The following is a 23,506-nucleotide window of genomic DNA, read 5'->3' as shown; positions in this document are numbered from 1 at the left end:
TCAAGTGGATCGGGTGTATTTCGATCCGTAATGCCCTCCGAGCCGGACGCCAACGAGGACGGAGCCCCGGCGACGAGCGAGGCGGAAAGCTCCGGAGGGGCAGACGATGTAGACGGTGCGGAGACGGCTGGAGACCTCACCGACGGGGACCTCATTCGGCCGATGTTCGGGCTCGCCTGGCCACTGGTCGTCATCCAGCTACTGCAGGTCGCCTACAACGTCGGCGACACGTTCTGGCTCGGTGCGCTCTCGCCCGACGCCGTCGGTGCGCTCAGCCTGGCGTTTCCGTTGATTTTCTTCCTGATCTCGATCGGCGGCGGCTTCACCGCGGCGGGGGCGATCCTCGTCGCACAGCACACTGGCGCCGAGAGCGGCGAGGGCGGGCTGATCGCCGGACAGACGCTCTCGTTCATCTCGATCGTCGCGATCGTCCTCGGTATCGCGGGCTACTTCCTGACCGATCCGATGCTCGCGCTGTTGCCCGCCGACGCCGAGACCCAGGCCCGGATCGTCCCGCTCGCGGCCGACTATATGCGGGTGTTCTTCCTCGGGATGCCGTTCCTGTTCGGCTTTTTCATCTTCGTCTCGCTGATGCGCGGCTACGGGAACACCCACGCGCCCATGCGCGTAATGTTCGTCAGCGTCGTGATCAACCTCGCGATCGACCCGCTGTTGATTTTCGGCGTCGGACCGTTCCCTCGCCTCGAGATCCAGGGCGCTGCTGTCGCGACTGTCGTCTCGCGGGCGGTCGCCACTGCGATCGGGTTCTACGTCCTGTTCTACACGGACGTCGGGCCCGACATCGAGGCAGATCACCTCGTACCGCGTCTCGAGTACGTCTCGAAGATCACTCGGCTGGGCGTGCCGACGGCGGCGGAGCAGTCGATGAGTTCGCTCGCGATGATTTCGATGACGGCGATGGTCGCGACGTTCCCGCCCGCGGTCGTCGCGGCGTACGGCCTCGGCAACCGGCTCATCTCGCTGGCGTTTCTCCCCGCGATGGGGATGGGCCAGGCGACCGACACCATCGTCGGCCAGAACCTCGGCGCCGGCAGGGCCGACCGCGCCGAGAAGGCGACCTGGCTCGCCTCGAGTGCGATCGCCGGGATCATGCTCGCGGCAGGTGCGATCGCGTTCCTGTTCCCGGAGCCGATCGTCGGCGTGTTCCTCACGGCCGACGAGGCGGGGCGGGCGGACACCCTCGCCTACGGGACAACCTACCTGCAGGTCGCCGCGGTCATGTTCGTCTTCATGGGCGTGCTGCAGGTGATCCTCGGGGCGTTCCGCGGCGCGGGGAACACGAAGACCGCGCTAGTCTTCTCCGTCGTCACGCTCTGGATCGCCCGCGTCCCGGTCAGCTACTACCTGATATTCGTCGCGGGCTGGGGGACGACCGGTATCTGGGTCGGCGTCGTCGCCGGCGACGTCGTCGGGGCACTGGCGGCCATCGCGTGGTTCACTCGGGGTACCTGGAAGGAATCGATCGTCGACGAGGATGACGAGGACGACGAGCAAACCCGAGACGCGGAGGAGGGTGAGCGCCCTCAAGAACAGGACGAGGAAGCCGACTCGAAGACCCCGACGCCGGCGGAGTAGTCAGCCGTCCTCGGCGTCGGCGGATCGTTTCGCCGCTTCGTACCGTTCGAGTGCCTCTTCGAACAGTTCGCGACCCACGTCGGTGCGAACGCGAGGCTCGGCCGTCGCGAAGAACTCGTCGAGATGGTCGTACTCGGAGAAACGGTCGTCCGGATCCGCTGTCGGGTCGTACCGCCGTTCGCGTTCGTACCGAACGGCCTGCAGGCACATATCGACGAGATCCATGTCTTTGACGAAGCGCGCCGTCTCGCTCTCGCGGCGTTCGTACGCCTCCCACAGCGCGCGAAGGTCGCCGTCGTCGAACGGTTCGAGCAGGTCCGTGATGGCCGCTCGCTCGAGGCGCTCCTTCTCTTCGGTGTCGATCGTCGTCGCCGTCGTGTCGGCGCGAGTCGGAAAATCGCCGGTCTCGGCTTCCGCGAGGTCGTGGACGAGGGCCATCCGAAGCGCACGGTCGCGGTCGACGTCCGCGAGGGGTGCGTAGAACAGACACAGCAGACACACACCCCACGTGTGGTCGGCGACCGATTCGGGTTCGTCGACGCCGCGGAGCTGCCAGCCGGTTCGTCGCTCGTCTTTCAGTGCAAACGCCCGGAGTACGGCCTCGACAGTGTCCTCGCGATCGGGATCAGCGTTCGACGCCGCGTCGGTTCCGGGGCCGTCGCTCACCGTCGGTCACTCGACCAGTACCCACTCGCCGTGGTTGGCCATCTCGAGGACTCCGCGGCGCTCCATCTCCGTGAGCACCTCCTGAAGGCGGTCTGGCTGGGCGATCTCCATCTCCATGCGCTCGATGCCGTGGTACTCCGAGAGGTAGTGGCGGATGTCGTCGATCGTGAACTCCTCCTGGTCGGCCCGTTCCATCGCTCCCGTGATCAGGTCGACCATGTCCTCGATGAAGTTCCACGGGTAGACGACCCAGGTCCACTCCTCGAGTTGCTCGCCGACGTAGTCGGGTTCGTACTCGCTGGTCTGGAGCAACTGGAGGGTCGCGGTCCGAACTTCGCCGGCGTTGCGGTCGTCGACGTACTCGTAGGCGCGCTCGATCGAACCGCCCGTGTCGGCGATGTCGTCGATGATGAGGACGTCCTTCCCCTCGACGCTGCCTTCGGGCATCGGGTAGCGAACCGTTGGCTCGCCCGTCTTCTGGGCCGTGCCGACGTAGTGTTCCATCTTCAGGCTCGTCAGATCGTCGAGGCCCAGGAAGTCACAGATACAGCGGCCCGCGAACCAGCCGCCGCGGGCGAGTGCGACGATGACGTCGGGTTCGAAGTCGTCTTGGCGCACTTCGTCGCTGACGTCGCGACAGAGGCTGTAAATATAGTCCCAGTTCGTTATCGTACAGTCGAAATCGTCCGGTAGGTCGGACATCTGGTGGCCACCTACTCGAGACGGAGTAGTCCCACCCCCATAAGTGGGCTGAAACGAGCCCTCGTCTCGGTCCGTGACACGCGACCACACGACTAAGCACCTTCGGTACGAACACGTTGTCGCTTCAATTATGCCCACAACGCAGGATTTCGAGTACCTGCTCGAGTGTCGGAACGTGATCGGTGTCGACTACGACGAGGGCGAGGACAGGGTCCGGGTCTTCGTCTCTCGAAAGCTGCCGCCCGACGCGCTCGACGACGAGGACGACGTCGAAAGGCGCGTCCAGGAAACGGGCGCCGAGACGACCGTCGACGTCGTTGACGCCGGCTACGACGAGGACCGCGAGGGATACGAACCGCTGTCGATCCTCGAGCCGATCCCCGAAGCGGCCGAGGACCGCAGCGACCGGCACCGTCCGGTCCCGGCCGGCGTCAGCGAGAGCAACGCGGACCTGACGGCGGGGACGGGCGGCCCCTACCCAGCACGGATCGAAAACGACGCGGGCGGCGACGCGAGCGAGGCCGTCTGGGACGACGTCGAAGCCGGCGACCTCGTTCGACTGTCGAACAACCACGTGTACGCCCGCTCGAACGAGGCCGACCTGGGGGAGTCGATCCTCCAGCCCGGCCCCCACGACGGCGGGGATCAGGACGACGCGGTCGGGGAACTCGTCGGCTACGTCCCGATCGCGGACGGGGTCCGGGTCGACGTCGCCGCCCGGTCGGTCGAGCGCGACCGGGAGTCCGCGAGCTACTACGGCCTCGACGAGGAGTGGCCGACCGCGGTCCGTCGAGAGGAATACGGCGAACTCCGCGGAGAGACCGTCACGAAGACCGGCCGAACCACCGGCGTCACGAGCGCGACGGTCGAGGCGACGAGCGCGAGCGTCAGCGTCGAGTTCGGCGGCGAGCACGGCACCGTCACCCTCCGCGATCAGCTGATCACCGGCTACATGTCCGAGGGCGGCGACAGCGGTTCGGCCGTCTTCCTCGAGGACGGAGCGCTCGTCGGCCTGCTGTTCGCCGGCTCGGCCGAACAGACGATCTGTAACAAGATCTGCAACGTCGAGCGCAAACTCGGCGTCGAAATCCTCACTGGAGAACCCGGCGAGGGAGACGGCGACGACGAACGGGACGCGACCGTCTACACGACCACGTTCGAGCGCTCGGTCGAAGTCGCCCTCGAGGGGGCGGCGCTCGACCTCGAGTCGGTCACGTTCGAGGACCGGCCTCGTCCCGGCACGCAGGTGGGGGCGACGGTCGCCGTTTCGGCGAGCGAACCGGGCAGCTACTGGCTCGAGATCGGTGACGAGCGCCGATCCTTCGAAATCGAACAGGGTGGCGACGACCCGGAGCCGGTTCGAGACGGACTCCGTCACTCGATCGAGGCCGAGGTCGACGTCCCCGACGACTCGAGCGAGACGGTCGACGTTACGATCACCGGCGGTCGAATCGAGTAGCGATCCGTGCTTCGAGACGACGATCCCGATATTTATAACCTAGTAATACCACCTAGTGATCGATGGCCAGAACACAGCTCCAGGCCGCCCGCGCAGGAGTCGTGACGCCCGAGATGGATCGCGTCGCCGAACGAGAGAACCGCGATCCCGAGTTCGTTCGAGAACAGGTCGCCGAGGGACAGGCCGTGATTCCGGCGAACGTCGCCCACGACGCGCTCGATCCGATGATTATCGGTCGCGAGTTCGCGACCAAGGTCAACGCCAACATCGGGAACAGCGACGAGTCGAGCGACCTCGAGACGGAACTCGAGAAGCTTCATGCGGCCGTCCACTACGGCGCGGACACGGTGATGGACCTCGGAACGGGCAGCGATCTGGACGAGATCCGGGAGACGCACGTCGAGTACTCGCCGGTTCCGATCGGAACGGTCCCCCTGTACGAGGCGGTCAAGCGGGCAGGCAGTTCCGAGGAGATCACGACGGAGTTGCTGCTCGAGGTCGTCGAGAAGCAGGCCGAGCAGGGCGTCGACTACATGACGATCCACGCGGGTATCCTGGCCGAGCACCTGCCGCTAACTGACGGTCGGAAGACGGGAATCGTCTCTCGCGGCGGGTCGATCGTGGCGAAGTGGATGGAAGAACGCGGCGAACAGAATCCGTTCTTCCAGATCTTCGAGGACCTCTGTGAAATCTTCGTCGAGTACGACGTCACCTTCAGCCTCGGCGACAGCCTCCGGCCGGGCTGTCTGGCCGACGCCTGCGACGAGGCCCAGTACGCCGAACTCGACACGCTGGGCGAACTGACCGACGTCGCCTGGGACCACGGCGTGCAGGTGATGGTCGAAGGGCCCGGCCACGTTCCGATGGACGAGGTTGCAGCGAACGTCGAGCGCCAACAGGAGGTCTGCGACGGTGCTCCGTTCTACGTGCTGGGGCCGCTCGTGACCGACGTCGCGCCGGGCTACGACCACATCACGAGCGCGATCGGTGCCGCGATAGCCGCCCAGGCCGGCGCGGCGATGCTCTGTTACGTCACGCCCAAGGAGCATCTCGGCCTTCCCGAGCGGGAGGACGTCCGAGACGGACTCGCCGCCTACCGGATCGCCGCACACAGCGGCGACGTGGCGAACGGACTCCCCGGGGCTCGAGACTGGGACGACGCCCTCTCGGAGGCGCGATACGAGTTCGACTGGCGCGAGCAGTTCCGCCTCGCGCTCGACCCTGACCGCGCCCGCTCGTTCCACGACCAGACGCTGCCCGGGGACAACTACAAGGAGGCGCGCTTTTGCTCGATGTGCGGCGTCGAGTTCTGTTCGATGCGGATCGACCAGGACGCGAGGGAGGCGGGCGAGATGCGGCGTCTCGAAACGGAAACCGATCTCGAGAGCTCGCCCGCGGCGGACGTGAACCTGCCACCGGTCGGCACGCACGACTCGAGCGGCCTCGCGGAACTCGAGAAACTGGACGAAGAGGCTCTCGAGGAGACGGCCGACGACTGAACGCTCGCCGACGGGAGGGTGTACTCGACTCCGGATCGGCCCTCCCGGCCGGCCCTTCGGACGGTCGTCGGGCGAGCATGTTTCACGGAGTGACAACGTGGAACACAGCTATTGTAACAGGTACTGATCGATCAGTAACGATGAACGAACTGCGACGACGGACGCTCCTGGCCTCGGTTTCGGCGGCGGCGGGTTCGGCCCTCGCGGGGTGTACCGACCTGTTCGGCGACGACATGTCGGAGACGGACGACGGAACCGGCGAAGACTCCACACAGTCCGGGACGGCCGTGGAAACGGCGACCCAATTCGTCGAGACGTTGGGGAACGAACGGTTCGAGCAGGCACACGATCGGACCGCTCCGGATGCGCAGGCACAGGTCGCCGTCGGCGAACTCGAGCAGATCTGGCTGGGCTACACCGCGGTCGGCGGCGAGTTCCGCGAGGTCGCGGAGACGACCGAGACCGTCGCGAGTGGGTTCGACGCCGTCGACGTCACGATGGCGTTCGAGCGCAGCGACCACGAACTGCAGGTCCTCGTGACCGACGAGTTCGACGTCGCCGGGATCACGTTCAACGACAGCTACGAGCGACCGGGATACGTCGACCGCGATGCGATCACGGAGCAGGAGGCGACCCTCGAGACCGAGGAGTGCCCTCTGGATGGAACCGTAACCGTTCCCGCGGACGCGGATCCGGATTCGGTTCCCGGCGTCGTTCTCGTCCACGACTCCGGCCCGGCCGACAGGAACCTCGGTAGCGTCGCGACGAGAGCGTTCGCAGATCTGGCGGAGGGACTCGCGACCGAGGGAGTCGCGACGTTCCGGTACGACAAACGGACGTACGCCTGCCCGCAGGAGATCGAACCCGAAGATCACACGCTCGACGCGGCGACCGTCGACGACGCGCTGCTCGCGGTCGACGAACTCCGGAGCGTCGAGGCGATCGACGAGGACCGAATCGTCGTCGCCGGTCTGGGAGTCGGCGGACTCGCCGTCCCTCGGATCGTCGACCGAGACGGCGATCTGGCCGGCGGCGTCGCGATGGGTGCTCCCGCGCGCCCGTTCCACGACGTCGTCCTCGCACACGTCGAGCACCAGGCCACGGTCGGCAGCCACGACTGGCCCGCGATGACGAACATGTACGAGAAGCAGGCCGACGAAATCGACCGCGTCCGCGACGGCGACTACGACGAAGACGACGTCCTCCTCGACTTCTCCGGCGCGTTCTGGGAGAGCCTCGCAGAGTACGACGCTCTCGAGACGGCTCGAGAGACCGACGAACCGCTGTACTTCCTCCAGGGGGAACGGGACTTCCAGGCCAGCCTCGAGGACGACTTCGGCGTCTGGCAGTCGGAACTCGACGACCGCTCCGAGACGAGTTTCGACAGTTACGACGGCCTCAACCACCTGTTCATGCCGGTCGAGGGGCCCGGCGTCGCCTTCGAGTATCGCGTGCGAAACAACGTCGATCCGCAGGTGGTCGACGATCTCACGGACTGGATCGAGGCGGTGTAAGCCAGCGCTGGCGATGGATTGATGCCCCGTCCGTTCGACGCCGACGGTATGGACACGATTCGGGTCCTGCAGGTCGACGCGTTCACCGACGAACCGTTGGCGGGGAACCCAGCCGGCGTCGTTCCCGAGGCGGATGGACTCACGGACGAACAGATGCAGGCGATCGCCCGGGAGCTCGCGCTGAGCGAGACGGCGTTCCTCCGCTCGAGCGACGACGCAGACGCCGACCGCCGAATCCGGTACTTTACCCCGACCCAGGAGGTCGACCTCTGCGGGCACGCCACGATCGGTAGCTACGCACACCTTCACGACGAGGGACTCGAAGCCGGCACGACGACCCTCGAGACGAACGTCGGCATCCTCGAGATCGAACTCGAGTCGAACGGCACCGTCTGGATGACCCAGGACACGCCGACGGTCCGCGAGGTCGAGGTCGACTACGACCGCGTCGCCGAGGCTCTCGGGGTCGACCGGGCGGCGCTCGAGGGCGCGAGCGCCGATCTTCCGCTGGCAGTGTCCTCGACGGGGCTGCCGTTTCTGATGGTGCCGATCACGTACCTCTCGGACGTCGGGAGCGCGGCGCCGGATATGGCGGCGATCGAGGAACTCACGACCGACCTCGACGTGACAGGGATCTATCTGTTTACGTTCGATGCGCTCGAGGCTGCCTCGACGCTTCACGGTCGCATGTTTGCCCCCGGCGCGGGCGTCCCGGAGGATCCGGTCACCGGCACCGCCAGCGGCGCCGCGGGCGCGTACCTCGATCGCTTCGGGGCGTTCGACGACGACCTTCCCGACGAACTCCGACTCGAGCAGGGCCACTACGTCGACCGGCCGGGCACCGTCCGCGTTCGCGTCGACGACCGCGTACAGGTCGGTGGTCGCGGCGTAACGGCGCTGGACGGAACCCTCGCCGTCCCTGACGAGGACGAGGACGAGATTCTCGAGGCCTGACCCGGTCGGACGTGCCGTACAGGGCAGTGTTCTCCTGATCGTCTGTATCGGTGTCGTGTTCTTCTGACCGTCCGTATCGGTGTCGTGTTCTTCTGACCGTCCGTATCGGTGTCGTGTGTCCCAACCAGCGAACGGATGGTATGAACCGATCTGTTCCCTCGTGCGTACGCTGAACGAGGGAACCCAGACGTGAGGAACGAGATCATCTCGTTTCTCCGGAAGAGCGAAATTTGCCACCGGAATGAAAAACTGACTCGTTATCGAGTATCTAATCTACACGATCGTTCGCAACCTTCTTTATTCGCTCCGGTGTCCACGCAGATACAGATGGCTGTACTCTGGTTGGACGAAATCAGCGCCGGTGACCTCGAGAAAGTCGGCGGCAAAGGAGCTTCTCTGGGCGAGCTCACGGGCGCTGGCTTACCTGTCCCACCTGGATTCGTCGTAACTGCGGGCACCTACCGATCGTTCATCGAGAACGCGAATATCGACGAGGAACTGTTCGAAGCGGTCGACGTCGACGTCGAGGACTCGAGCGCGCTCGCCGAGGCTGCCGAGCGCGCCCAGGAACTCATCGTCGAGACGCCGTTCCCCGACGACCTGCGCGAAGAGGTTCTCGACGCCTACCGACAGGTCGGCGACGACGAGGAAGCGTTCGTCGCCGTCCGTTCCTCCGCGACCGCGGAAGACCTCCCGGACGCCTCCTTCGCCGGCCAGCAGGAGACGTTCCTGAACATTACCGAGGACGATTTGCTCGACCGCGTGCGAAGCTGCTGGGCCTCGCTGTTCACCCAGCGGGCGATCTACTACCGACAGGAGAAGGGGTTCGACCACTCCGCCGTGAACATCGCGGTCGTCGTCCAGCAGATGGTCGACGCCGAGAAGTCCGGCGTCATGTTCACGAGTCACCCCTCGACGGGCGATCCGACGATGATCGTCGAGGCCGCCTGGGGGCTCGGCGAGGCCGTCGTCTCCGGCGCCGTCTCGCCCGACAACTACGTCATCCCGCGTGACGGCGGCGACGTCGACGTCACCGTCGCCGAAAAGAAAGTCATGCACCTCAAAGACGACGAGACCGGCGAGACGGTCGAACGCGAGGTTCCCGAGGGCAAGCGGAACGCGCGCGTGCTCTCACAGGACGAGATCGATCGGCTCGTCGAACTCGGCGAACGGGTCGAGGACCACTACGACACTCCACAGGACGTCGAGTGGGCGATCGTTGAGGGAGAGGTCTTCATGCTCCAGTCGCGACCGATCACGACGATCGACGAGAGCGACACCGGAGGCAGCGACGTGACAGACGATGCCGTCGACGCCGCGAAGGGACTCACCGATGGAAGCGGCGTTCAGACGACAGATACCGGCGAGACGTCGGGAACGGAGGCCAGCGGAAGCGGCGACGTCGTCGTCGACGGTCTCGGTTCGAGCCCGGGGCGAGTAAGCGGCGCGGCCCGGATCGTGACGAAACTCGACGAACTCGACAAGGTCGGCGACGGCGACATCATCGTCACGGAGATGACGATGCCCGATATGGTGCCAGCGATGAAGCGCGCCGCCGGGATCATCACCGACGAGGGCGGCATGACCAGCCACGCCGCCATCGTCTCCCGAGAGCTCGGCGTCCCAGCGATCGTCGGCACGACCAACGCGACCAGCGTACTCGAGGACGGCCAGGTCGTCACGCTCGACGGCGACAAGGGCTCCGTGCTCGAGGGCGACGTCGTCTCCGACGAAGAGGAGGCCGAACCCGTCGAAGAGGTCCGCCCGCAGTCGCCGGTCAAGCCGATGACCGCGACGGAGGTCAAGGTCAACGTCTCGATTCCCGAGGCCGCAGAACGGGCCGCGGCGACGGGTGCCGACGGCGTCGGCCTCCTGCGAACAGAACACATGATCCTCTCGCTGAACCAGACGCCGGCGAAGTTCATCGAAGAGAACGGCGAGGACGCCTACATCCAGGAACTCGTCCAGGGCATCCGCGGCGTCGCCGACGAGTTCTACCCGCGGCCGGTCCGCGTGCGAACGCTCGACGCGCCGACCGACGAGTTCCGCCAACTCGAGGGCGGCGAGGACGAACCGAACGAGCACAACCCGATGCTCGGCTACCGCGGCATCCGACGGTCGCTGGATCGACCGGAGGTATTCGCACACGAACTCGAGGCGTTCCGCCAGCTGTACGAGATGGGGTACGACAACGTCGAGATCATGTTTCCGCTGGTCAACGACGCCGAGGACGTTTACCAGGCCAAACGGCTCATGACAGAGGCCGGGATCGATCCGGAAAAGCGCACCTGGGGCGTGATGATCGAGACGCCCGCCTCCGCGCTGTCGGTTGAGGAGATGGCCGGAGCCGGCATCGACTTCGCCTCGTTCGGGACGAACGACCTCACCCAGTACACACTCGCCGTCGACCGAAACAACGAGCACGTCGCCGACCGGTTCGACGAACTTCACCCCGCCATCCTCCGACTGATCGGTACCGTCATCGAAACCTGCCGCGAGCACGACGTCGAGACGAGTATCTGCGGCCAGGCCGGTTCGAAACCCGAGATGGTCCAGTTCCTCGTCGACGAGGGGGTCAGTTCGATCTCGGCGAACATCGACGCCGTCCGCGACGTCCAGCACGAAGTCAAGCGCGTTGAGCAGAAACTGCTGCTCGATTCGGTTCGCTAACTGGACACCGTTCACCTCGCGTTTGCGGCGTCTGGAACGTGGTTCGATTTTTCGTAATAGGATTTTCGTAAAAACTTTCTCAGCTCTTGAAAAACCAAAGAGATTATTTTATGACTACCTGAGGTTTTTCTTGTGTGACAATGGCGCGCATAAACCGGCGACGGTTCCTACAGACGACTGCCGTCGGGGCGACGCTGGGGACCGCGACGACCGCGGCGACGGCCGAGGAGTGGGCGACTGGCTACGTCTCGACGCGGGATCACTTCGACTGTGACGGGAACGCACTCGAGGAGAAAGATCACTACGAGACGAACGACGTCCCCTGCTTCGATCGTGGCTGTGAGGACGACCTGCTGGTTCACGTTCACGGCTGGAAGAACAAGGACGAGGGCGACGCCAAGGGTGCCTTCGAGAACGCGGAGGCGCACCTCCACGAGGGAGGGTACGAGGGCGAGGTGATCGGCTGGTGGTGGGACTCCGACTGTAGCTGGGAGACGTCGAAGGACATCGCCTGGTGGAACGGCAAGAAACTGGCGCAGTTCGTCAGAGACTACCGACACCTCCACGGGGACGACCCGACGGTCCGGATCACGAAAACCTCCAGCCCGGCCTTCGAGACGCCTTCGGTGGGACGTACAACTACGTCAATCGGGAGGACGACGTTCTCGGCTGGTACGCGTACAACTGGGCCGAGTGGAACGACGCGCTCGGGAAACACGGCTCCGAGAACGGCGGTACCTGTAACTTCCACGACTGGGACGTGACCGACTGGTGGGGCAACGATCACGACTTCGAGACGTACATCGAACACTGCAACGACCTCGTCGTCGAGGACATGCACCGCGTCGACGAGTACGACGAGTGCTGACCGTCCTCGCGTCGGAGAACGCAATCCATAACACCCAGTTGATGAATGTGGGGGTATGGACGCCGTGCGCGAGGTCGAGCCACAGGATTTCGACCGGGTGCTCTCGTCGATGTGTACCGAGCCACACCCAGTCGCCCGCGACGCGGCCGAACGATTTCTCGCGACGAACCCCGGCGATCCCGGCACCTACCCGCAGGTCGCGGAACTCGAGCGCGAGGCGATCTCGCTGCTCGGCGAGGTAGCCGGCCTCGAGGATCCGGCGGGATACGTCGCCAGCGGCGGAACGGAGGCGAACATCCAGGCCGTCCGCATCGCCCGGGAGCGGGCCGACTCGCGGACGCCGAACGTCGTCATGCCCGAGTCGGGCCACTTCAGTTTCCAGAAGGCCGCCGACCTGCTCGAGGTCGAACTTCGGATCGTCCCGACCGACGACGACCACCGTGCGGACCTCGCAGCCGTTCGGTCCTGCGTCGATTCCGACACCGCACTCGTCGTCGGCGTCGCGGGAACGACCGAGTACGGCCGCGTCGATCCGATTCCGGAACTCGGCCGCGTCGCACGGTCGGTCGACGCCATGCTCCACGTCGACGCTGCCTGGGGTGGTTTTGTCCTCCCCTTTACCGACGACGAGTGGCACTTCGGCCACGCACCGGTCGACACCATGACGATCGACCCGCACAAGATGGGCCAGGCCGCCGTTCCCGCCGGCGGACTGCTCGTTCGCTCGGCCGACCTCCTCGACCACCTCGCCGTCGACACGCCGTACCTCGAGTCGACCTCCCAGGCGACGCTCACGGGAACTCGCTCGGGCGCGGGCGTCGCGAGCGCGGTCGCCGCGATGGAGGCGCTGTGGCCCGACGGCTACCGCCGGCAGTACGTCCGCTCGCAGAACAACGCCGAATGGCTGGCGGAGGCCTTAGAGAAGCGGGGCTACGAGGTCGTCGACCCGACGCTGCCGCTCGTGGCCGCGAGCGTTCCGCGCTCGACGTTCGACGCGCTTCGCGCTCGAGGGTGGCGCATCTCCCGGACCGCGACGGGCGAACTCCGGGTCGTCTGCATGCCCCACGTGACCCGCGAGATGCTCGCCTCCTTCATCGGCGATCTGGACCGACTCGAGGTGCGCGCCAGCGTACCGATCACCAGCGACGACTGAGGTGATAGGGATGGATCGACTCGACGTCATCGCGTTCGTCGGCTTTCTGGGACTCGTGGCGGCATCGGCGGTCGTCGATGGGATCGTCGTTGCAGCGGCGCTCGCCGGGTTCTTGCTCTCGCTCGCGACGTGGCGACTCTACGACGGACGCCCCTGGGAGGCGCTGGCCTGGCTGGCGTGGGTCGGCACCGCCGTCGTCCTGGTGATCGATCCCGGCGGCGTGGTCTTTCCGCTTGCCTTCTTTGGTTTCATGCTCCTCGGTATCGGCCTCCTCTTCGGCAGTCGGCTGGACCTCCTGCCGGACGTCTGGGTCGTCGACCGGGACTCGGGCGAGTGAGTGACACGGTCGCAGTACACTTTTGTCGACCCCGCTCGTACGCTCGAGTGAATCTATGACGGCACTCGCTGTCCTCGAGGGTCGCGCGGCTCGTTCTATGCGGATGCGGGGATAGTGCCGTCGCCAGGCGGAGGACCACCACCCCAAAAATCGCCGGTCATACGGCTCCAGCGTGGTACCGAAACCTGGACGTTCGCGTTGCCGTCGATAGGTATCGCCCCATCCGAACGATCGACCGAAAACCGGCGGGTTTTACGCCCGCCACCGACTGATCACGCATATGAGTAACGACGACTTTCCGACGGACCGTCCCGCGGTCGTGACCTGCGGGTTGCCGTACGCGAACGGCGACCTCCACATCGGTCACCTCCGCGGCTACATCGGCGCAGACGCTTTCAACCGCGCGCTCGAGACGCTGGGCCAGGAGACGGCCTACGTCTCCGGCTCGGACATGCACGGCACGCCGGTCGCCGTCAACGCCGAGCAAGAGGGCGTCGACCCCGAAGAGTTCGCGCTCGAGTGGCACGACCAGTACGAGGAGACGTTCCCGAAGTTCAACGTCGACTTCGACAACTACGGCCACACTCACGACGAGACCAACACCGAACTGACCCAGGAGATCGTCCGCACGCTGGACGAGGAGGGCTACGTCTACGAGAAGGAGATCCAGGTCGCCTACGATCCCGACGCCGACCAGTACCTCCCCGATCGCTACGTCGAGGGCACCTGTCCCTACTGCGGCGAGAAGGCCCGCGGCGACGAGTGCGACGAGGGCTGTCAGCGCCACTTGGAGCCCGGCGAGGTCGAGGATCCGACGAGCACGATCACCGGGAACCCGGCCGAGTACCGCGAGCGGACGCACAAGTTCTTCCGCGTCTCGGAGTTCGAAGAGTACCTGACCGAGTTCCTGGACGGCCTCGAGGGAACCTCGAACGCCCGCAACCAGCCCCGCCAGTGGATCGACGAGGGGCTGCAGGACTGGTGTCTCACCCGCGATATGGAGTGGGGGATCGACTATCCAGGAGAGGAAGCGGACGAAGACATCGTCCTCTACGTCTGGGTCGACGCGCCGATCGAGTACGTCGCCTCGACGAAGCAGTACTCCGAGCGCGTCGGGACCGATGAGTACGACTGGGAGCGCGTCTGGAAGGATGACGGCGAGATCGTCCACATCATCGGCCGGGACATCATCCAGCACCACACCGTCTTCTGGCCGGCGATGCTCGAGGGAGCCGACTACAACGCCCCACGAGCCGTCGCCGCGACGGGCTTCATCACGATCAACGGAAAGGGGCTCTCGACGAGTCGCAACCGGGCAATCTGGGCGAAGGAGTACCTGGACGAGGGCTTCCACCCGGACCTGCTGCGATACTACCTGACGACGACCGGGGGTCTCCAGCAGGACGTCGACTTCTCCTGGGACGCCTTCCAGGAGAAGGTCAACGGCGAACTCGTCGGCACGGTCGGTAACTTCTGGTACCGCTCGCTGCTCTTTGCCTACCGGAACTTCGAGGGGACGCCGGAGGCCGAAGTCTCCGAAGAGGTCCACGAGCGCATCGAGGGCGCCATCGGTGAAACCCGCGAGGCCGTCAACGACTACTCGCTGCGCGGGATCGGCCAGGCCGCGACGCGACTCGCCCAGTTCGGCAACGAGTACATCCAGCGCAACGAGCCCTGGAAGCTCACCGACGAGGAGCCCGAGAAGGCCGCACAGGTCATCCGCGACTGCGTCCAGATCGCCAAGGCCGTCGCCGTCCTGCTCGAGCCGATCACGCCCGAGAAGAGTCAACTGCTGTGGACACAGATCGGTGAGGAGGGCGACATCGCCGACGCCCACCTCGAGGACGCTCTCGAGGCCCCGCCGCGGAGCTTCGACGAACCGGGCGAGCTGTTCGCGAAGATCGAGGACGACCGCGTCGCGGAACTCAACGAGAAGCTCGAAGAACGCGTCGCGGCCGCGGCGAGCGGCGGTGACGACGAGGAAACCGAAAGCGACGACACCGACGAGGACGAAGCCGGAGATATGGCAGACGTAGACGACCTCGAGCCCCTGCTCGAGGACCGGATCGGCTTCGAGGAGTTCCAGAACGTCGACATCCGCGTCGGACGGATCGAGACGGCAGAGGGTATCGACGGTGCCGACGACCTCGCGCGACTCGAGGTCGACATCGGCTTCGAGACCCGCCAGGTCGTCGCGGGGATCAAACAGCTCCACGACCTCGAGGAACTGCCCGGCGAGAAGTGCGTCCTGCTCGCGAACATGGAGCCCGCCGAACTGTTCGGCGTCGAGTCCAACGGCATGATTCTCGCCGCCGGCGAGCAGGCGGACCTGCTGACGACCCACGGCGATGCTGAGGTCGGCGAGAAGATTCGATAACGGTCGCGGACTCGGTTCGTTGCTCGGCTATATTTCGTCGACGAGATTCGAAAAGTCGTCAGTGTCCATGATCTCCATCGTCTGTGCGTCCAACCCGTGCCGATGGAGCGTCAATGCCGACTTGAACGCACCCTCACGATTCGGTGCCTCGAAGATCACGAGGAAGTCGTGTTCGCCGAGGATGGCGTACGAATCGCGTAGTTCGACGTCGTGTTCCTCGAACTCCGCCCTGACCTCGCCCCAGATCGACGCGAGTTCCTGCATGTTCTGGACGTCACGGTCGTCGAGTTGGATGGTGGAAGCATAGATAGGCATACTCTCTCAAAGGGTCGATCCCCGGAAAACGATTCTCGTGGCACATGATGGGTTTCGAAATCGAACTCGAGAACGAGTAAACCAGCCACCTTTTTTGCTGTGCTCGCGCTACCGCTCAGTATGAGAAACGCGAAAATCGTCTGTACCCTGGGACCTGCGTCTGACGACCGGGGGACGATTACGGCGCTCGCAGAGGCCGGGATGTCCGTCGCCCGGCTGAACGCGAGCCACGGCAGCCTCGAGGACCGTGCGACGCTGATCGACCGCGTGCGCACCGTCGACGAACAGAAGGAGGAACCCGTCGCCGTCATGCTCGATATGAAGGGGCCGGAGATCCGGACCGCACCGCTTCCGGAGGCCGAGACGGTCGAACTCGAGACCGGCTCCGAGATCGAGTTCGTCGAGGGGGAGGAAGCCGCTCCGCAACGGGTCGGACTCTCCCTGCCGATCGAAGCCGTCGAAGCAGGGGACCGCATCCTGCTCGACGACGGCCTCATCGAGACGACGGTCCTCGAGCGCGACGGCGGAACGGTTCGGGCGCGGGTCGACACCGGCGGCGAACTCGGTGGCCGCAAGGGTGTCAACGTTCCCGGCGTCGACCTCGACCTCGACATCGTAACCGAATCGGACCGGAAAGACCTCGAACTCGCCGCCGAGAAGGAGGTCGACTTCGTCGCGGCGAGTTTCGTCCGGGACGCGGAGGACGTCTACGAGGTCAGCGGGGTGCTCGAGGAGCTGGGCGCCGAGATCCCGGTCATCTCGAAGATCGAACGCGCTGGCGCAGTCGAGAATCTCGACGAGATCATCGAAGCCTCGTACGGGATCATGGTCGCCCGCGGCGACCTCGGCGTCGAGTGTCCGATGGAGGACGTCCCGATGATCCAGAAGCGGATCATCCGCAAGTGCCGGAACACGGGCTCGCCGGTCATCACGGCGACCGAGATGCTCGACTCGATGGTCCACGCCCGCCGGCCGACGCGCGCGGAGGCCTCAGACGTCGCAAACGCCGTCCTCGACGGCACCGACGGGGTCATGCTCTCGGCCGAGACGGCGATCGGCGACCACCCGGTCGCCGTCGTCGACGCGATGGATAGCATCGTCCGCCAGGTCGAGAACTCCGAGGAGTACACCGAGACCCTCGAACAGCGCGTCCCCGCCTCGGGCGAGGCGCGGACAGATGCGCTGGCCCGATCGGCGCGCTACATGGCCCGTGACATCGGCGCGGACGCCATCGTCGCTGCGACCGAGTCCGGCTACACGGCGCTGAAGACGGCGAAGTACCGCCCCGGCGTCCCGGTCGTCGCCTCGACGCCGAGCAACGACGTGCGCCGCCGTCTCGCGCTGTCGTGGGGCGTGACGCCGTTGTACGCCCAGGTCTCGGACCAGGGTGCAGGCGCCGTCGTCGAGAAAGCCGTCCAGGCGGCGCTCGACGCCGGCGTCGCCGACAGCGGCGACACGGTCGTCGTCCTCTGTGGGATGATGACGGAACTCGAGGGAGCGAACACGACGAACATGATGAAGGTCCACGTCGCTGCGGACGCGCTGACGACCGGCCGCGTCGTCGTCGAGGGACGCGTGACCGGCCCGCTCGTCCGACTCGAGGACGGCAACCTCTCGTCGATCCCGGAGGGTGCGATCATCGCACTCGAGACGGAGTTCGACGACGAGTTCGAGGGCGACCTGACGAAACTCAGCGGGATCGTCAACGCCCAGCGCGGGATGACCGGCTACCCGGCGCTCGTCGCCAGAGAGATGGATGTGCCGATGATCAGCGGTGCCGACGTCGACAACCTCGAGGACGGCAGGACCGTCACCCTGGATGCGGAACGCGGCGTCGTCTACGGTGGCAACATCGACGACACCCAGCGCGACTGACCGGACCGGCCGGACCGCGGGTTTTTGACGACGGATCCACTATCGTCACGCATGGCAGGCGACGCCTCCGGTGGCCGACGTGACGAGAGCGACAACTCGCGGGAGCCACCGGCGACCGATCGGGACACGTCCAACGTGTCCGGAGACGGGTGGAACGCGCCCGATTCGAACGGGGACGACCGGACGGCCGACAGCGACCGAATCCCGCTCGACCTCTCGAGCGACACGGACGAGAACGAGGGCGAGGACGACCTCGAGGACGGTGCGGACGATCCCTACGCACCCGAGCCGAGTTCGACGCCGATCGAGCGCGGAAATCCGAGCCTCGAGAACGCGATTTTCGTCGTTCTGGGGGCGCTCGCGATGATCCTCGTCATCGTCCGCGTGGTTTCGCTTCCGATGTAATTCGGTTCCGCGGGGACGATTCCCGTTCGAATCGCCACTAAACATTTAATCACGACGAGACCTTAGCGTCACCCATGGTCGAAGTCCTCTTCGAGAATATGCCCTTGCTGCTGTTGACAGTGGGGCTCGTGCTGATGGGGCTCGAGGCGCTCTCGCCCGGGGCGCACCTCATCGTGATCGGCATCGCCCTGGTCGGCGCGGGACTCGTCGGGATGCTTTTCCCGCCGGCCGCAAACCTGCTCGTGTTAGCCGGACTGACGCTGGTTATCGGGCTCGTCGCGACGTACATCTATCGCGAGTTCGACTTCTACGGCGGGAAGGGAACCCCACAGACGAAGGACTCGACTTCACTCGCCGGATCCACAGGGTACGTGACCGAAACCGTCACCAACCGCAGCGGTGAGGTCAAACTCGAGGAGGGTGGCTTCGCCCCGTACTACAGCGCCCGAACGACGGACGGCACGATCGAAGAGGGCGAAGAGATCATCGTCCTCGATCCCGGCGGCGGAAACGTCCTCACCGTCGAAGCCCTCGGCTCGATCGGCGAAGACGAGATCGACCGCGCGCTCGCGAGAGAGTCCGCTGTGGACGCCGACGAGACGGGCGAGACGACGGAGTCCGGAGACGATTCGGTGACCGAACCGGAGACGGAGAAGTCGGGCTGACCGAACAACGTCACAAATGTTAGATAGGGGAACGTTTTTCCCGTCACCGACGTAAGATCGACGTATGACGATCGAACTATTCCCCATGCAAACCGGCGGCGCACTGCTGTTTCTCGGTGCGCTCGTTCTCGTCGTCGTCGTCGCTGCGCTCCTCAGCGCGATCGAAATCGTCGACGCCTACGAGAAGCGTGCACTGACCGTCTTCGGTGAGTACCGCAAACTCCTCGAACCCGGGATCAACTGGGTCCCGCCGTTCGTCTCGAACACCTATCGGTTCGACATGCGAACCCAGACTCTGGACGTCCCGCGACAGGAAGCGATCACGCGGGACAACTCGCCCGTGACGGCCGACGCCGTCGTCTACATCAAGGTCATGGACGCGAAGAAGGCCTTCCTCGAGGTCGACGACTACAAGAAGGCGACGTCGAACCTCGCCCAGACCACCCTGCGTGCCGTGCTGGGTGACATGGAACTCGACGACACGCTCAACAAGCGCCAGGAGATCAACGCCAAGATCCGCCACGAACTCGACGAACCCACCGACGAGTGGGGGATCCGCGTCGAGTCGGTCGAGGTCCGCGAAGTGAACCCGTCGAAGGACGTCCAGCGCGCGATGGAGCAACAGACCTCCGCAGAGCGCAAACGTCGTGCCATGATCCTCGAGGCGCAGGGTGAACGCCGCAGTGCCGTCGAGAAGGCCGAGGGTGACAAGCAGAGTGAAATCATCCGCGCACAGGGTGAAAAGCAGAGCCAGATCCTGGAAGCGCAGGGTGACTCCATCTCGACCGTGCTCCGCGCCCGCTCGGCCGAATCGATGGGCGAACGCGCCATCATCGACCAGGGAATGGAGACACTCGCCGAGATCGGCCAGAGCGAGTCGACGACGTTCGTCATGCCCCAGGAACTCACCTCGATGGTCGGCCGCTACGGCAAACACCTCTCGGGTAGCGACGTCAAACAGGACGGCGCGGACCTCGAGAGCCTCGAGTTCGACGAGGAGACCCGCGAACTGATCGGCCTCGACGACATCAGCGAGATCATCGGCGAGATCGACCAGGAGGCCGAGATGGACGTCGAGGCGATGGAACAGGAGGCCCAGGCGATCAAGGAAGGTCAAGATCCGTCGAACATCTCCGATCCCGACGAGGTCATCGAAGAGATGGACCAGGACTTCCAGGGCCAGACCGACGGCGGTACCACCGACGCTTCGGCCGACGCCGGCGACTCGAACTCGAACAACTGAGAACTCTCGGCACGCGTCGACGGTCCGTTCCCGTCGTTTTCTGTTTTGCTGATTTGCTCGAGCGGCCGCCCCTATCCGCGTCGTACGCAACCGCAGCTTTCGATCCGTTTTGTGCGGTGCGTTTTCGATCGCCGTGAGTTCGGTTAGCGATTCGTGTTACTGAACGATCTCCCAGTAGTCGGACCGAACGACCGAGAGGGGGCGGCCAGCGAGTTTGTCGCAGTGGAACGGTCGCGCTTCACACAACGATCCGGAGCGAAACGGGTTTTACGCGGCGTCCCTTTCGTGACTGTAGAGTATCAATGGGATCGCCCGATGGGGTCGACGACGACAAACGCGCGACCCTGCGCCGATTCGCCGCTCTCGGTGCCGCCACACCGGTCGCCGGCTTCACGGAGTCAGCCACGGCCGAAACTGGCGAGAGCGATGCCCGCGACGCGATCGGGGGGTATCTCTCGACGACCCCGGGCGCACACTTCTCGAAGATTCGTGACGATCTCCAACTGGGGACCGGTGAGACCCAGCACCACCTGCGCCAACTCGAGGAACAGGGCGTCGTCGAGCGCTACCGGGACGGCGACTACAAGCGATTCGTTCCGGCCGGGCGGTTCGACGAGTTCGAGAAACTCGCCCTCGGCTACCTCCGACGGGATACGCCTCGCGGAATGCTGATCGAGTTGCTTCTCAACGCCGACTCGACGGCCGGCGACATCGCGGACTCTCTCGGCGTGTCGCCGCCGACGGTGAGCAAGTACGCCGGCGAACTCGAGGACGTGGGGCTGCTCTCCCGTAACGACGGCTACGCGGTCGAGCGACCCGAAACCGTGCTGGTGCTGGCCGTCCGACACGCGGACTCCTTCGGTGAACGAGCGCAACGCCTCGCTCGAAACGCCGACCAGTTCCTCGCCTACGACGGCTGACTCGGCGAGTCACACGCGAGGCTCGCGTCCCAATCGCAATCCAGAATCGGTCGTTCTGCAGCCTTTCAGTTGTGATGCACGCTCGAATCAGAACCCGTCTAACCCGACGAGCAGCGCCACAACGGGGCCGCTACAGGCTCACTTTCCAGGTGGTGCTCGAGGAGTAGCCCCACTTTTCGATATCGATATCGTAGTCGCCCTTCTGGAGCGCAGAGATGTTCGAGCCGACCTCCTTGGCCGTCATCCCCAGTTCCTTGGCGATGAGTCGCGACTTGAAGTACGTCTTCGTCGCCGCCTTCTCCCGGAAGTACTGGAGAATCTGGTGCTGTTTGCTCGTGAGGTCGGTCGCCATTGCTGTGCTCATACACGTACGAACACCGGGAACACTCTTAGGGGGTTTGGTACGTCCAGTTAACTCGCCGCAGTCTTGCGATTATTCGGAGAAGTAAGGATAGAATAATCGATCGGAAAGGGCGTGTTGGTACGGCCGGCTAATCGGTTCGAGTCGACGACAGTCGGACGAACGAACCCATCGTGAGTGTAGCCTCTCGTTAGTCGGCGTCGTACTGCTCGACCAGGAGCGGCCCGACACTACAGGCGACCGCCTCCCCGAGCGCCCGCGTTCGATCGGTCAGCCCGTCCGTGAGCACGCCGGCGGCCCCGTCGCTCTCGGCGATCCCATCCCGCCCGAGGACGTCGTCCATCACCGGACCGAGTTCCTCGCCCGCCTCGAGTCGACTCGCGATCCGGTCGGGAAGTCGAAGCGTCGGTCCGCTCCCTCGCTCTGTTCGCTCGCCGTCGGTCGCCGCGCCCCACATGATCAGCGACAGTCCCGACAGCCCCTCGAGTCGGGCGACGCCGCCCTCGAGGCCGACGCCGTAGGTGGCATCGGTTGCCTCGAGTGCACGACGAGCGCGAGTTTCAGCGCCCGTGACGGTTTCGGCGATCGACCACGGCTGTTCGGAGACGCCGGAGTCGACTGCGACGGCGGTCACCGTCGGTTCGTATCGCTCGAGCGCTCGTTCGACCGCTTCGACCTTGACCGGATTGCTGCTCCCGACTGCGACGTCCATACTCGACTCTCGTGACCGATCGGTTTGGGCCCCCCGATTCGACCGTAATCGGTAGTTTCAATGTTTCGCTTTTCTGCCCCAATTTTAACGAAGGAAAGCTTCTCGGCCCGTGATGGATAGAGATTCCGAAATTCTTAAATCCGGTGTCTCGGAACCACGTAGGTAACAACCACGTCCGGCTTCTGTCCGTGACTCAGCCGGGCCGTGCTCGTCATCCAATGACTAACGCAACACCGAACACCAGAGTACGACGTACCGAACGAGAGACGGAAGCGGAAACGAACGAGAGCGAGCAGAACGACGTTGCCTGCCCCGAGTGCACTGGCAACCTCGTCGTCGACGACGAACACGGCGAAACGGTCTGTGAAGACTGTGGCCTCGTCGTCGAAGAGGACTCGGTCGACCGCGGCCCGGAGTGGCGCGCCTTCGACGCCACGGAGAAAAACGAGAAGTCCCGCGTCGGTGCGCCGACGACGAACACGATGCACGACAAGGGGCTCTCGACGAACATCGACTGGCGGAACAAGGACGCCTACGGCAACTCGCTGGGCTCCCGTCAGCGCGAGAAGATGCAGCGCCTGCGCAAGTGGAACGAACGCTTCCGCACCCGCGACTCCAAGGAGCGTAACCTGAAGCAGGCACTCGGCGAGATCGACCGGATGGCCAGCGCGGTCGGCCTGCCGACGAACGTCCGCGAAACGGCGTCGGTCATCTACCGCCGCGCACTCGACGAAGACCTCCTCCCGGGACGGTCGATCGAGGGCGTCTCGACGGCCTGCGTCTACGCCGCCGCCCGTCAGGCCGGCGTCCCCCGGAGCCTCGACGAGATCGCCGACGTCTCCCGCGTCGAGAAGAACGAAATTGCCCGCACCTACCGCTACGTCGTCCGCGAACTGGGCCTCGAGGTCCAGCCCGCTGACCCCGAGAGCTACGTCCCGCGGTTTGCCTCCGGGCTCGAACTCTCCGACGAAGCCGAGCACCGCGCCCGCGCGCTGCTCCAGAACGCGAAGGAGAAGGGCGTCCACTCGGGCAAGTCGCCGGTCGGCCTCGCCGCCGCGGCCGTCTACGCCGCCGCGTTGTTGACCAACGAGAAGACGACCCAGGCCGCCGTGAGCGACGTCGCCGACATCTCCGAAGTGACGATCCGCAACCGCTACCACGAACTGCTCGAGGCCGAGGAAACCCTCGGTATGGCGTAACTCGCCGGAACGACAC

The 23,506-nt window shown here is 65.1% G+C and carries 21 protein-coding genes; 16 read left to right on the top strand and 5 right to left on the bottom strand.

The window, feature by feature from the left end:
• Positions 1-162: 162 nt before the first annotated feature.
• Entirely contained in the window at positions 163-1,596 is a 1,434-nt protein-coding gene (locus CV102_RS01845) for an MATE family efflux transporter (protein WP_233710623.1), read from the top strand.
• Here CV102_RS01845 and CV102_RS01840 read toward each other — a convergent pair whose 3' ends face one another.
• Complete coding sequence (locus CV102_RS01840) at positions 1,597-2,262, bottom strand: HD domain-containing protein (RefSeq protein ID WP_148856135.1); 666 nt, start codon at positions 2,260-2,262, stop codon at positions 1,597-1,599. It abuts the gene before it with no gap.
• Between the two features lie 6 nt (positions 2,263-2,268).
• The gene (locus CV102_RS01835; RefSeq protein ID WP_148856134.1) at positions 2,269-2,964 is read right to left on the bottom strand and encodes a phosphoribosyltransferase; all 696 of its coding nucleotides are present in this window, start codon (positions 2,962-2,964) and stop codon (positions 2,269-2,271) included.
• A gap of 130 nt (positions 2,965-3,094) precedes the next feature.
• Between CV102_RS01835 and CV102_RS01830 the strand changes: the two genes are divergently transcribed.
• From CV102_RS01830 to metG, 9 genes are all read left to right on the top strand, one after another.
• Positions 3,095-4,423 carry a hypothetical protein gene (locus tag CV102_RS01830; RefSeq protein WP_148856133.1) on the top strand — a complete coding sequence of 443 codons (1,329 nt, stop codon included), beginning with the start codon at positions 3,095-3,097 and terminating at the stop codon, positions 4,421-4,423.
• Between the two features lie 62 nt (positions 4,424-4,485).
• On the top strand, positions 4,486-5,922 hold the full coding sequence (gene thiC / locus CV102_RS01825) for a phosphomethylpyrimidine synthase ThiC (protein WP_148856132.1): 1,437 nt from the start codon (positions 4,486-4,488) through the stop codon (positions 5,920-5,922).
• A 140-nt stretch (positions 5,923-6,062) separates the two neighbouring features.
• Positions 6,063-7,436: an alpha/beta hydrolase gene (locus tag CV102_RS01820; protein WP_148856131.1), complete on the top strand. Its 1,374-nt coding sequence runs from the start codon at positions 6,063-6,065 to the stop codon at positions 7,434-7,436.
• Between the two features lie 48 nt (positions 7,437-7,484).
• On the top strand, positions 7,485-8,390 hold the full coding sequence (locus CV102_RS01815; RefSeq protein ID WP_148856130.1) for a PhzF family phenazine biosynthesis protein: 906 nt from the start codon (positions 7,485-7,487) through the stop codon (positions 8,388-8,390).
• Between the two features lie 327 nt (positions 8,391-8,717).
• Complete coding sequence (gene ppsA / locus CV102_RS01810; RefSeq protein ID WP_148856129.1) at positions 8,718-11,060, top strand: phosphoenolpyruvate synthase; 2,343 nt, start codon at positions 8,718-8,720, stop codon at positions 11,058-11,060.
• A 140-nt stretch (positions 11,061-11,200) separates the two neighbouring features.
• A complete protein-coding gene (locus CV102_RS01805) occupies positions 11,201-11,824 on the top strand; it encodes a hypothetical protein (RefSeq protein WP_148856128.1) in 624 nt (207 codons plus the stop codon).
• Between the two features lie 159 nt (positions 11,825-11,983).
• Positions 11,984-13,081 (top strand): tyrosine decarboxylase MfnA, encoded by a 1,098-nt coding sequence (mfnA, locus tag CV102_RS01800; RefSeq protein ID WP_148856127.1) that lies wholly within the window; start codon positions 11,984-11,986, stop codon positions 13,079-13,081.
• Between the two features lie 10 nt (positions 13,082-13,091).
• Complete coding sequence (locus CV102_RS01795) at positions 13,092-13,418, top strand: hypothetical protein (protein ID WP_148856126.1); 327 nt, start codon at positions 13,092-13,094, stop codon at positions 13,416-13,418.
• Positions 13,419-13,698: 280 nt separating this feature from the next.
• Positions 13,699-15,795 carry a methionine--tRNA ligase gene (metG, locus tag CV102_RS01790; RefSeq protein ID WP_148856125.1) on the top strand — a complete coding sequence of 699 codons (2,097 nt, stop codon included), beginning with the start codon at positions 13,699-13,701 and terminating at the stop codon, positions 15,793-15,795.
• Between the two features lie 27 nt (positions 15,796-15,822).
• On the opposite strand, the gene CV102_RS01785 is transcribed toward metG, so the two are convergent.
• Complete coding sequence (locus CV102_RS01785; protein ID WP_148856124.1) at positions 15,823-16,110, bottom strand: GYD domain-containing protein; 288 nt, start codon at positions 16,108-16,110, stop codon at positions 15,823-15,825.
• Positions 16,111-16,230: 120 nt separating this feature from the next.
• Here CV102_RS01785 and pyk point away from each other — a divergent pair, with 120 nt between their 5' ends.
• The 5 genes from pyk (at position 16,231) to CV102_RS01760 (ending at position 21,218) form a co-directional block, all read left to right on the top strand.
• Positions 16,231-17,985, top strand: coding sequence for a pyruvate kinase (pyk, locus tag CV102_RS01780; protein WP_148856123.1), 1,755 nt, complete (start codon positions 16,231-16,233; stop codon positions 17,983-17,985).
• Positions 17,986-18,036: 51 nt separating this feature from the next.
• On the top strand, positions 18,037-18,390 hold the full coding sequence (locus tag CV102_RS01775) for a DUF7312 domain-containing protein (RefSeq protein ID WP_148856122.1): 354 nt from the start codon (positions 18,037-18,039) through the stop codon (positions 18,388-18,390).
• Between the two features lie 74 nt (positions 18,391-18,464).
• Positions 18,465-19,055: an NfeD family protein gene (locus CV102_RS01770; RefSeq protein ID WP_148856121.1), complete on the top strand. Its 591-nt coding sequence runs from the start codon at positions 18,465-18,467 to the stop codon at positions 19,053-19,055.
• A gap of 64 nt (positions 19,056-19,119) precedes the next feature.
• On the top strand, positions 19,120-20,298 hold the full coding sequence (locus tag CV102_RS01765) for an SPFH domain-containing protein (RefSeq protein WP_148856120.1): 1,179 nt from the start codon (positions 19,120-19,122) through the stop codon (positions 20,296-20,298).
• Positions 20,299-20,600: 302 nt separating this feature from the next.
• Positions 20,601-21,218, top strand: coding sequence for a winged helix-turn-helix transcriptional regulator (locus tag CV102_RS01760; protein WP_148856119.1), 618 nt, complete (start codon positions 20,601-20,603; stop codon positions 21,216-21,218).
• Between the two features lie 130 nt (positions 21,219-21,348).
• Here CV102_RS01760 and CV102_RS01755 read toward each other — a convergent pair whose 3' ends face one another.
• Both CV102_RS01755 and yjjX read right to left on the bottom strand, forming a co-directional pair.
• Positions 21,349-21,582, bottom strand: a complete 234-nt coding sequence (locus CV102_RS01755; RefSeq protein WP_148856118.1) for a DUF7123 family protein — start codon at positions 21,580-21,582, stop codon at positions 21,349-21,351.
• 187 nt (positions 21,583-21,769) lie between these two features.
• Positions 21,770-22,291: an inosine/xanthosine triphosphatase gene (gene yjjX / locus CV102_RS01750; protein ID WP_148856117.1), complete on the bottom strand. Its 522-nt coding sequence runs from the start codon at positions 22,289-22,291 to the stop codon at positions 21,770-21,772.
• A 218-nt stretch (positions 22,292-22,509) separates the two neighbouring features.
• On the opposite strand from yjjX, the gene CV102_RS01745 reads away from it, so the two are divergent.
• Positions 22,510-23,490, top strand: coding sequence for a transcription initiation factor IIB (locus CV102_RS01745; protein WP_148856116.1), 981 nt, complete (start codon positions 22,510-22,512; stop codon positions 23,488-23,490).
• Positions 23,491-23,506 lie beyond the last annotated feature (16 nt).

The organism is Natronococcus pandeyae (genome assembly GCF_008122205.1).
Classification (GTDB): Archaea; Halobacteriota; Halobacteria; order Halobacteriales; family Natrialbaceae; genus Natronococcus; species Natronococcus pandeyae.
This window is presented reverse-complemented; position numbering and strand designations above follow the sequence as displayed.

Excerpts from the sequence above, each read along its gene's own strand:
- CV102_RS01845 (WP_233710623.1), top strand. The coding sequence starts at position 163 with ATGTTCGGGCTCGCCTGGCCACTGGTCGTCATCCAGCTACTGCAGGTC.
- CV102_RS01835 (WP_148856134.1), bottom strand. The coding sequence starts at position 2,964 with ATGTCCGACCTACCGGACGATTTCGACTGTACGATAACGAACTGGGAC.
- CV102_RS01830 (WP_148856133.1), top strand. The coding sequence starts at position 3,095 with ATGCCCACAACGCAGGATTTCGAGTACCTGCTCGAGTGTCGGAACGTG.
- thiC (WP_148856132.1), top strand. The coding sequence starts at position 4,486 with ATGGCCAGAACACAGCTCCAGGCCGCCCGCGCAGGAGTCGTGACGCCC.
- CV102_RS01820 (WP_148856131.1), top strand. The coding sequence starts at position 6,063 with ATGAACGAACTGCGACGACGGACGCTCCTGGCCTCGGTTTCGGCGGCG.
- CV102_RS01815 (WP_148856130.1), top strand. The coding sequence starts at position 7,485 with ATGGACACGATTCGGGTCCTGCAGGTCGACGCGTTCACCGACGAACCG.
- ppsA (WP_148856129.1), top strand. The coding sequence starts at position 8,718 with ATGGCTGTACTCTGGTTGGACGAAATCAGCGCCGGTGACCTCGAGAAA.
- CV102_RS01805 (WP_148856128.1), top strand. The coding sequence starts at position 11,201 with ATGGCGCGCATAAACCGGCGACGGTTCCTACAGACGACTGCCGTCGGG.
- mfnA (WP_148856127.1), top strand. The coding sequence starts at position 11,984 with ATGGACGCCGTGCGCGAGGTCGAGCCACAGGATTTCGACCGGGTGCTC.
- CV102_RS01795 (WP_148856126.1), top strand. The coding sequence starts at position 13,092 with ATGGATCGACTCGACGTCATCGCGTTCGTCGGCTTTCTGGGACTCGTG.
- metG (WP_148856125.1), top strand. The coding sequence starts at position 13,699 with ATGAGTAACGACGACTTTCCGACGGACCGTCCCGCGGTCGTGACCTGC.
- CV102_RS01785 (WP_148856124.1), bottom strand. The coding sequence starts at position 16,110 with ATGCCTATCTATGCTTCCACCATCCAACTCGACGACCGTGACGTCCAG.
- pyk (WP_148856123.1), top strand. The coding sequence starts at position 16,231 with ATGAGAAACGCGAAAATCGTCTGTACCCTGGGACCTGCGTCTGACGAC.
- CV102_RS01775 (WP_148856122.1), top strand. The coding sequence starts at position 18,037 with ATGGCAGGCGACGCCTCCGGTGGCCGACGTGACGAGAGCGACAACTCG.
- CV102_RS01770 (WP_148856121.1), top strand. The coding sequence starts at position 18,465 with ATGGTCGAAGTCCTCTTCGAGAATATGCCCTTGCTGCTGTTGACAGTG.
- CV102_RS01765 (WP_148856120.1), top strand. The coding sequence starts at position 19,120 with ATGACGATCGAACTATTCCCCATGCAAACCGGCGGCGCACTGCTGTTT.
- CV102_RS01760 (WP_148856119.1), top strand. The coding sequence starts at position 20,601 with ATGGGATCGCCCGATGGGGTCGACGACGACAAACGCGCGACCCTGCGC.
- CV102_RS01755 (WP_148856118.1), bottom strand. The coding sequence starts at position 21,582 with ATGAGCACAGCAATGGCGACCGACCTCACGAGCAAACAGCACCAGATT.
- yjjX (WP_148856117.1), bottom strand. The coding sequence starts at position 22,291 with ATGGACGTCGCAGTCGGGAGCAGCAATCCGGTCAAGGTCGAAGCGGTC.
- CV102_RS01745 (WP_148856116.1), top strand. The coding sequence starts at position 22,510 with ATGACTAACGCAACACCGAACACCAGAGTACGACGTACCGAACGAGAG.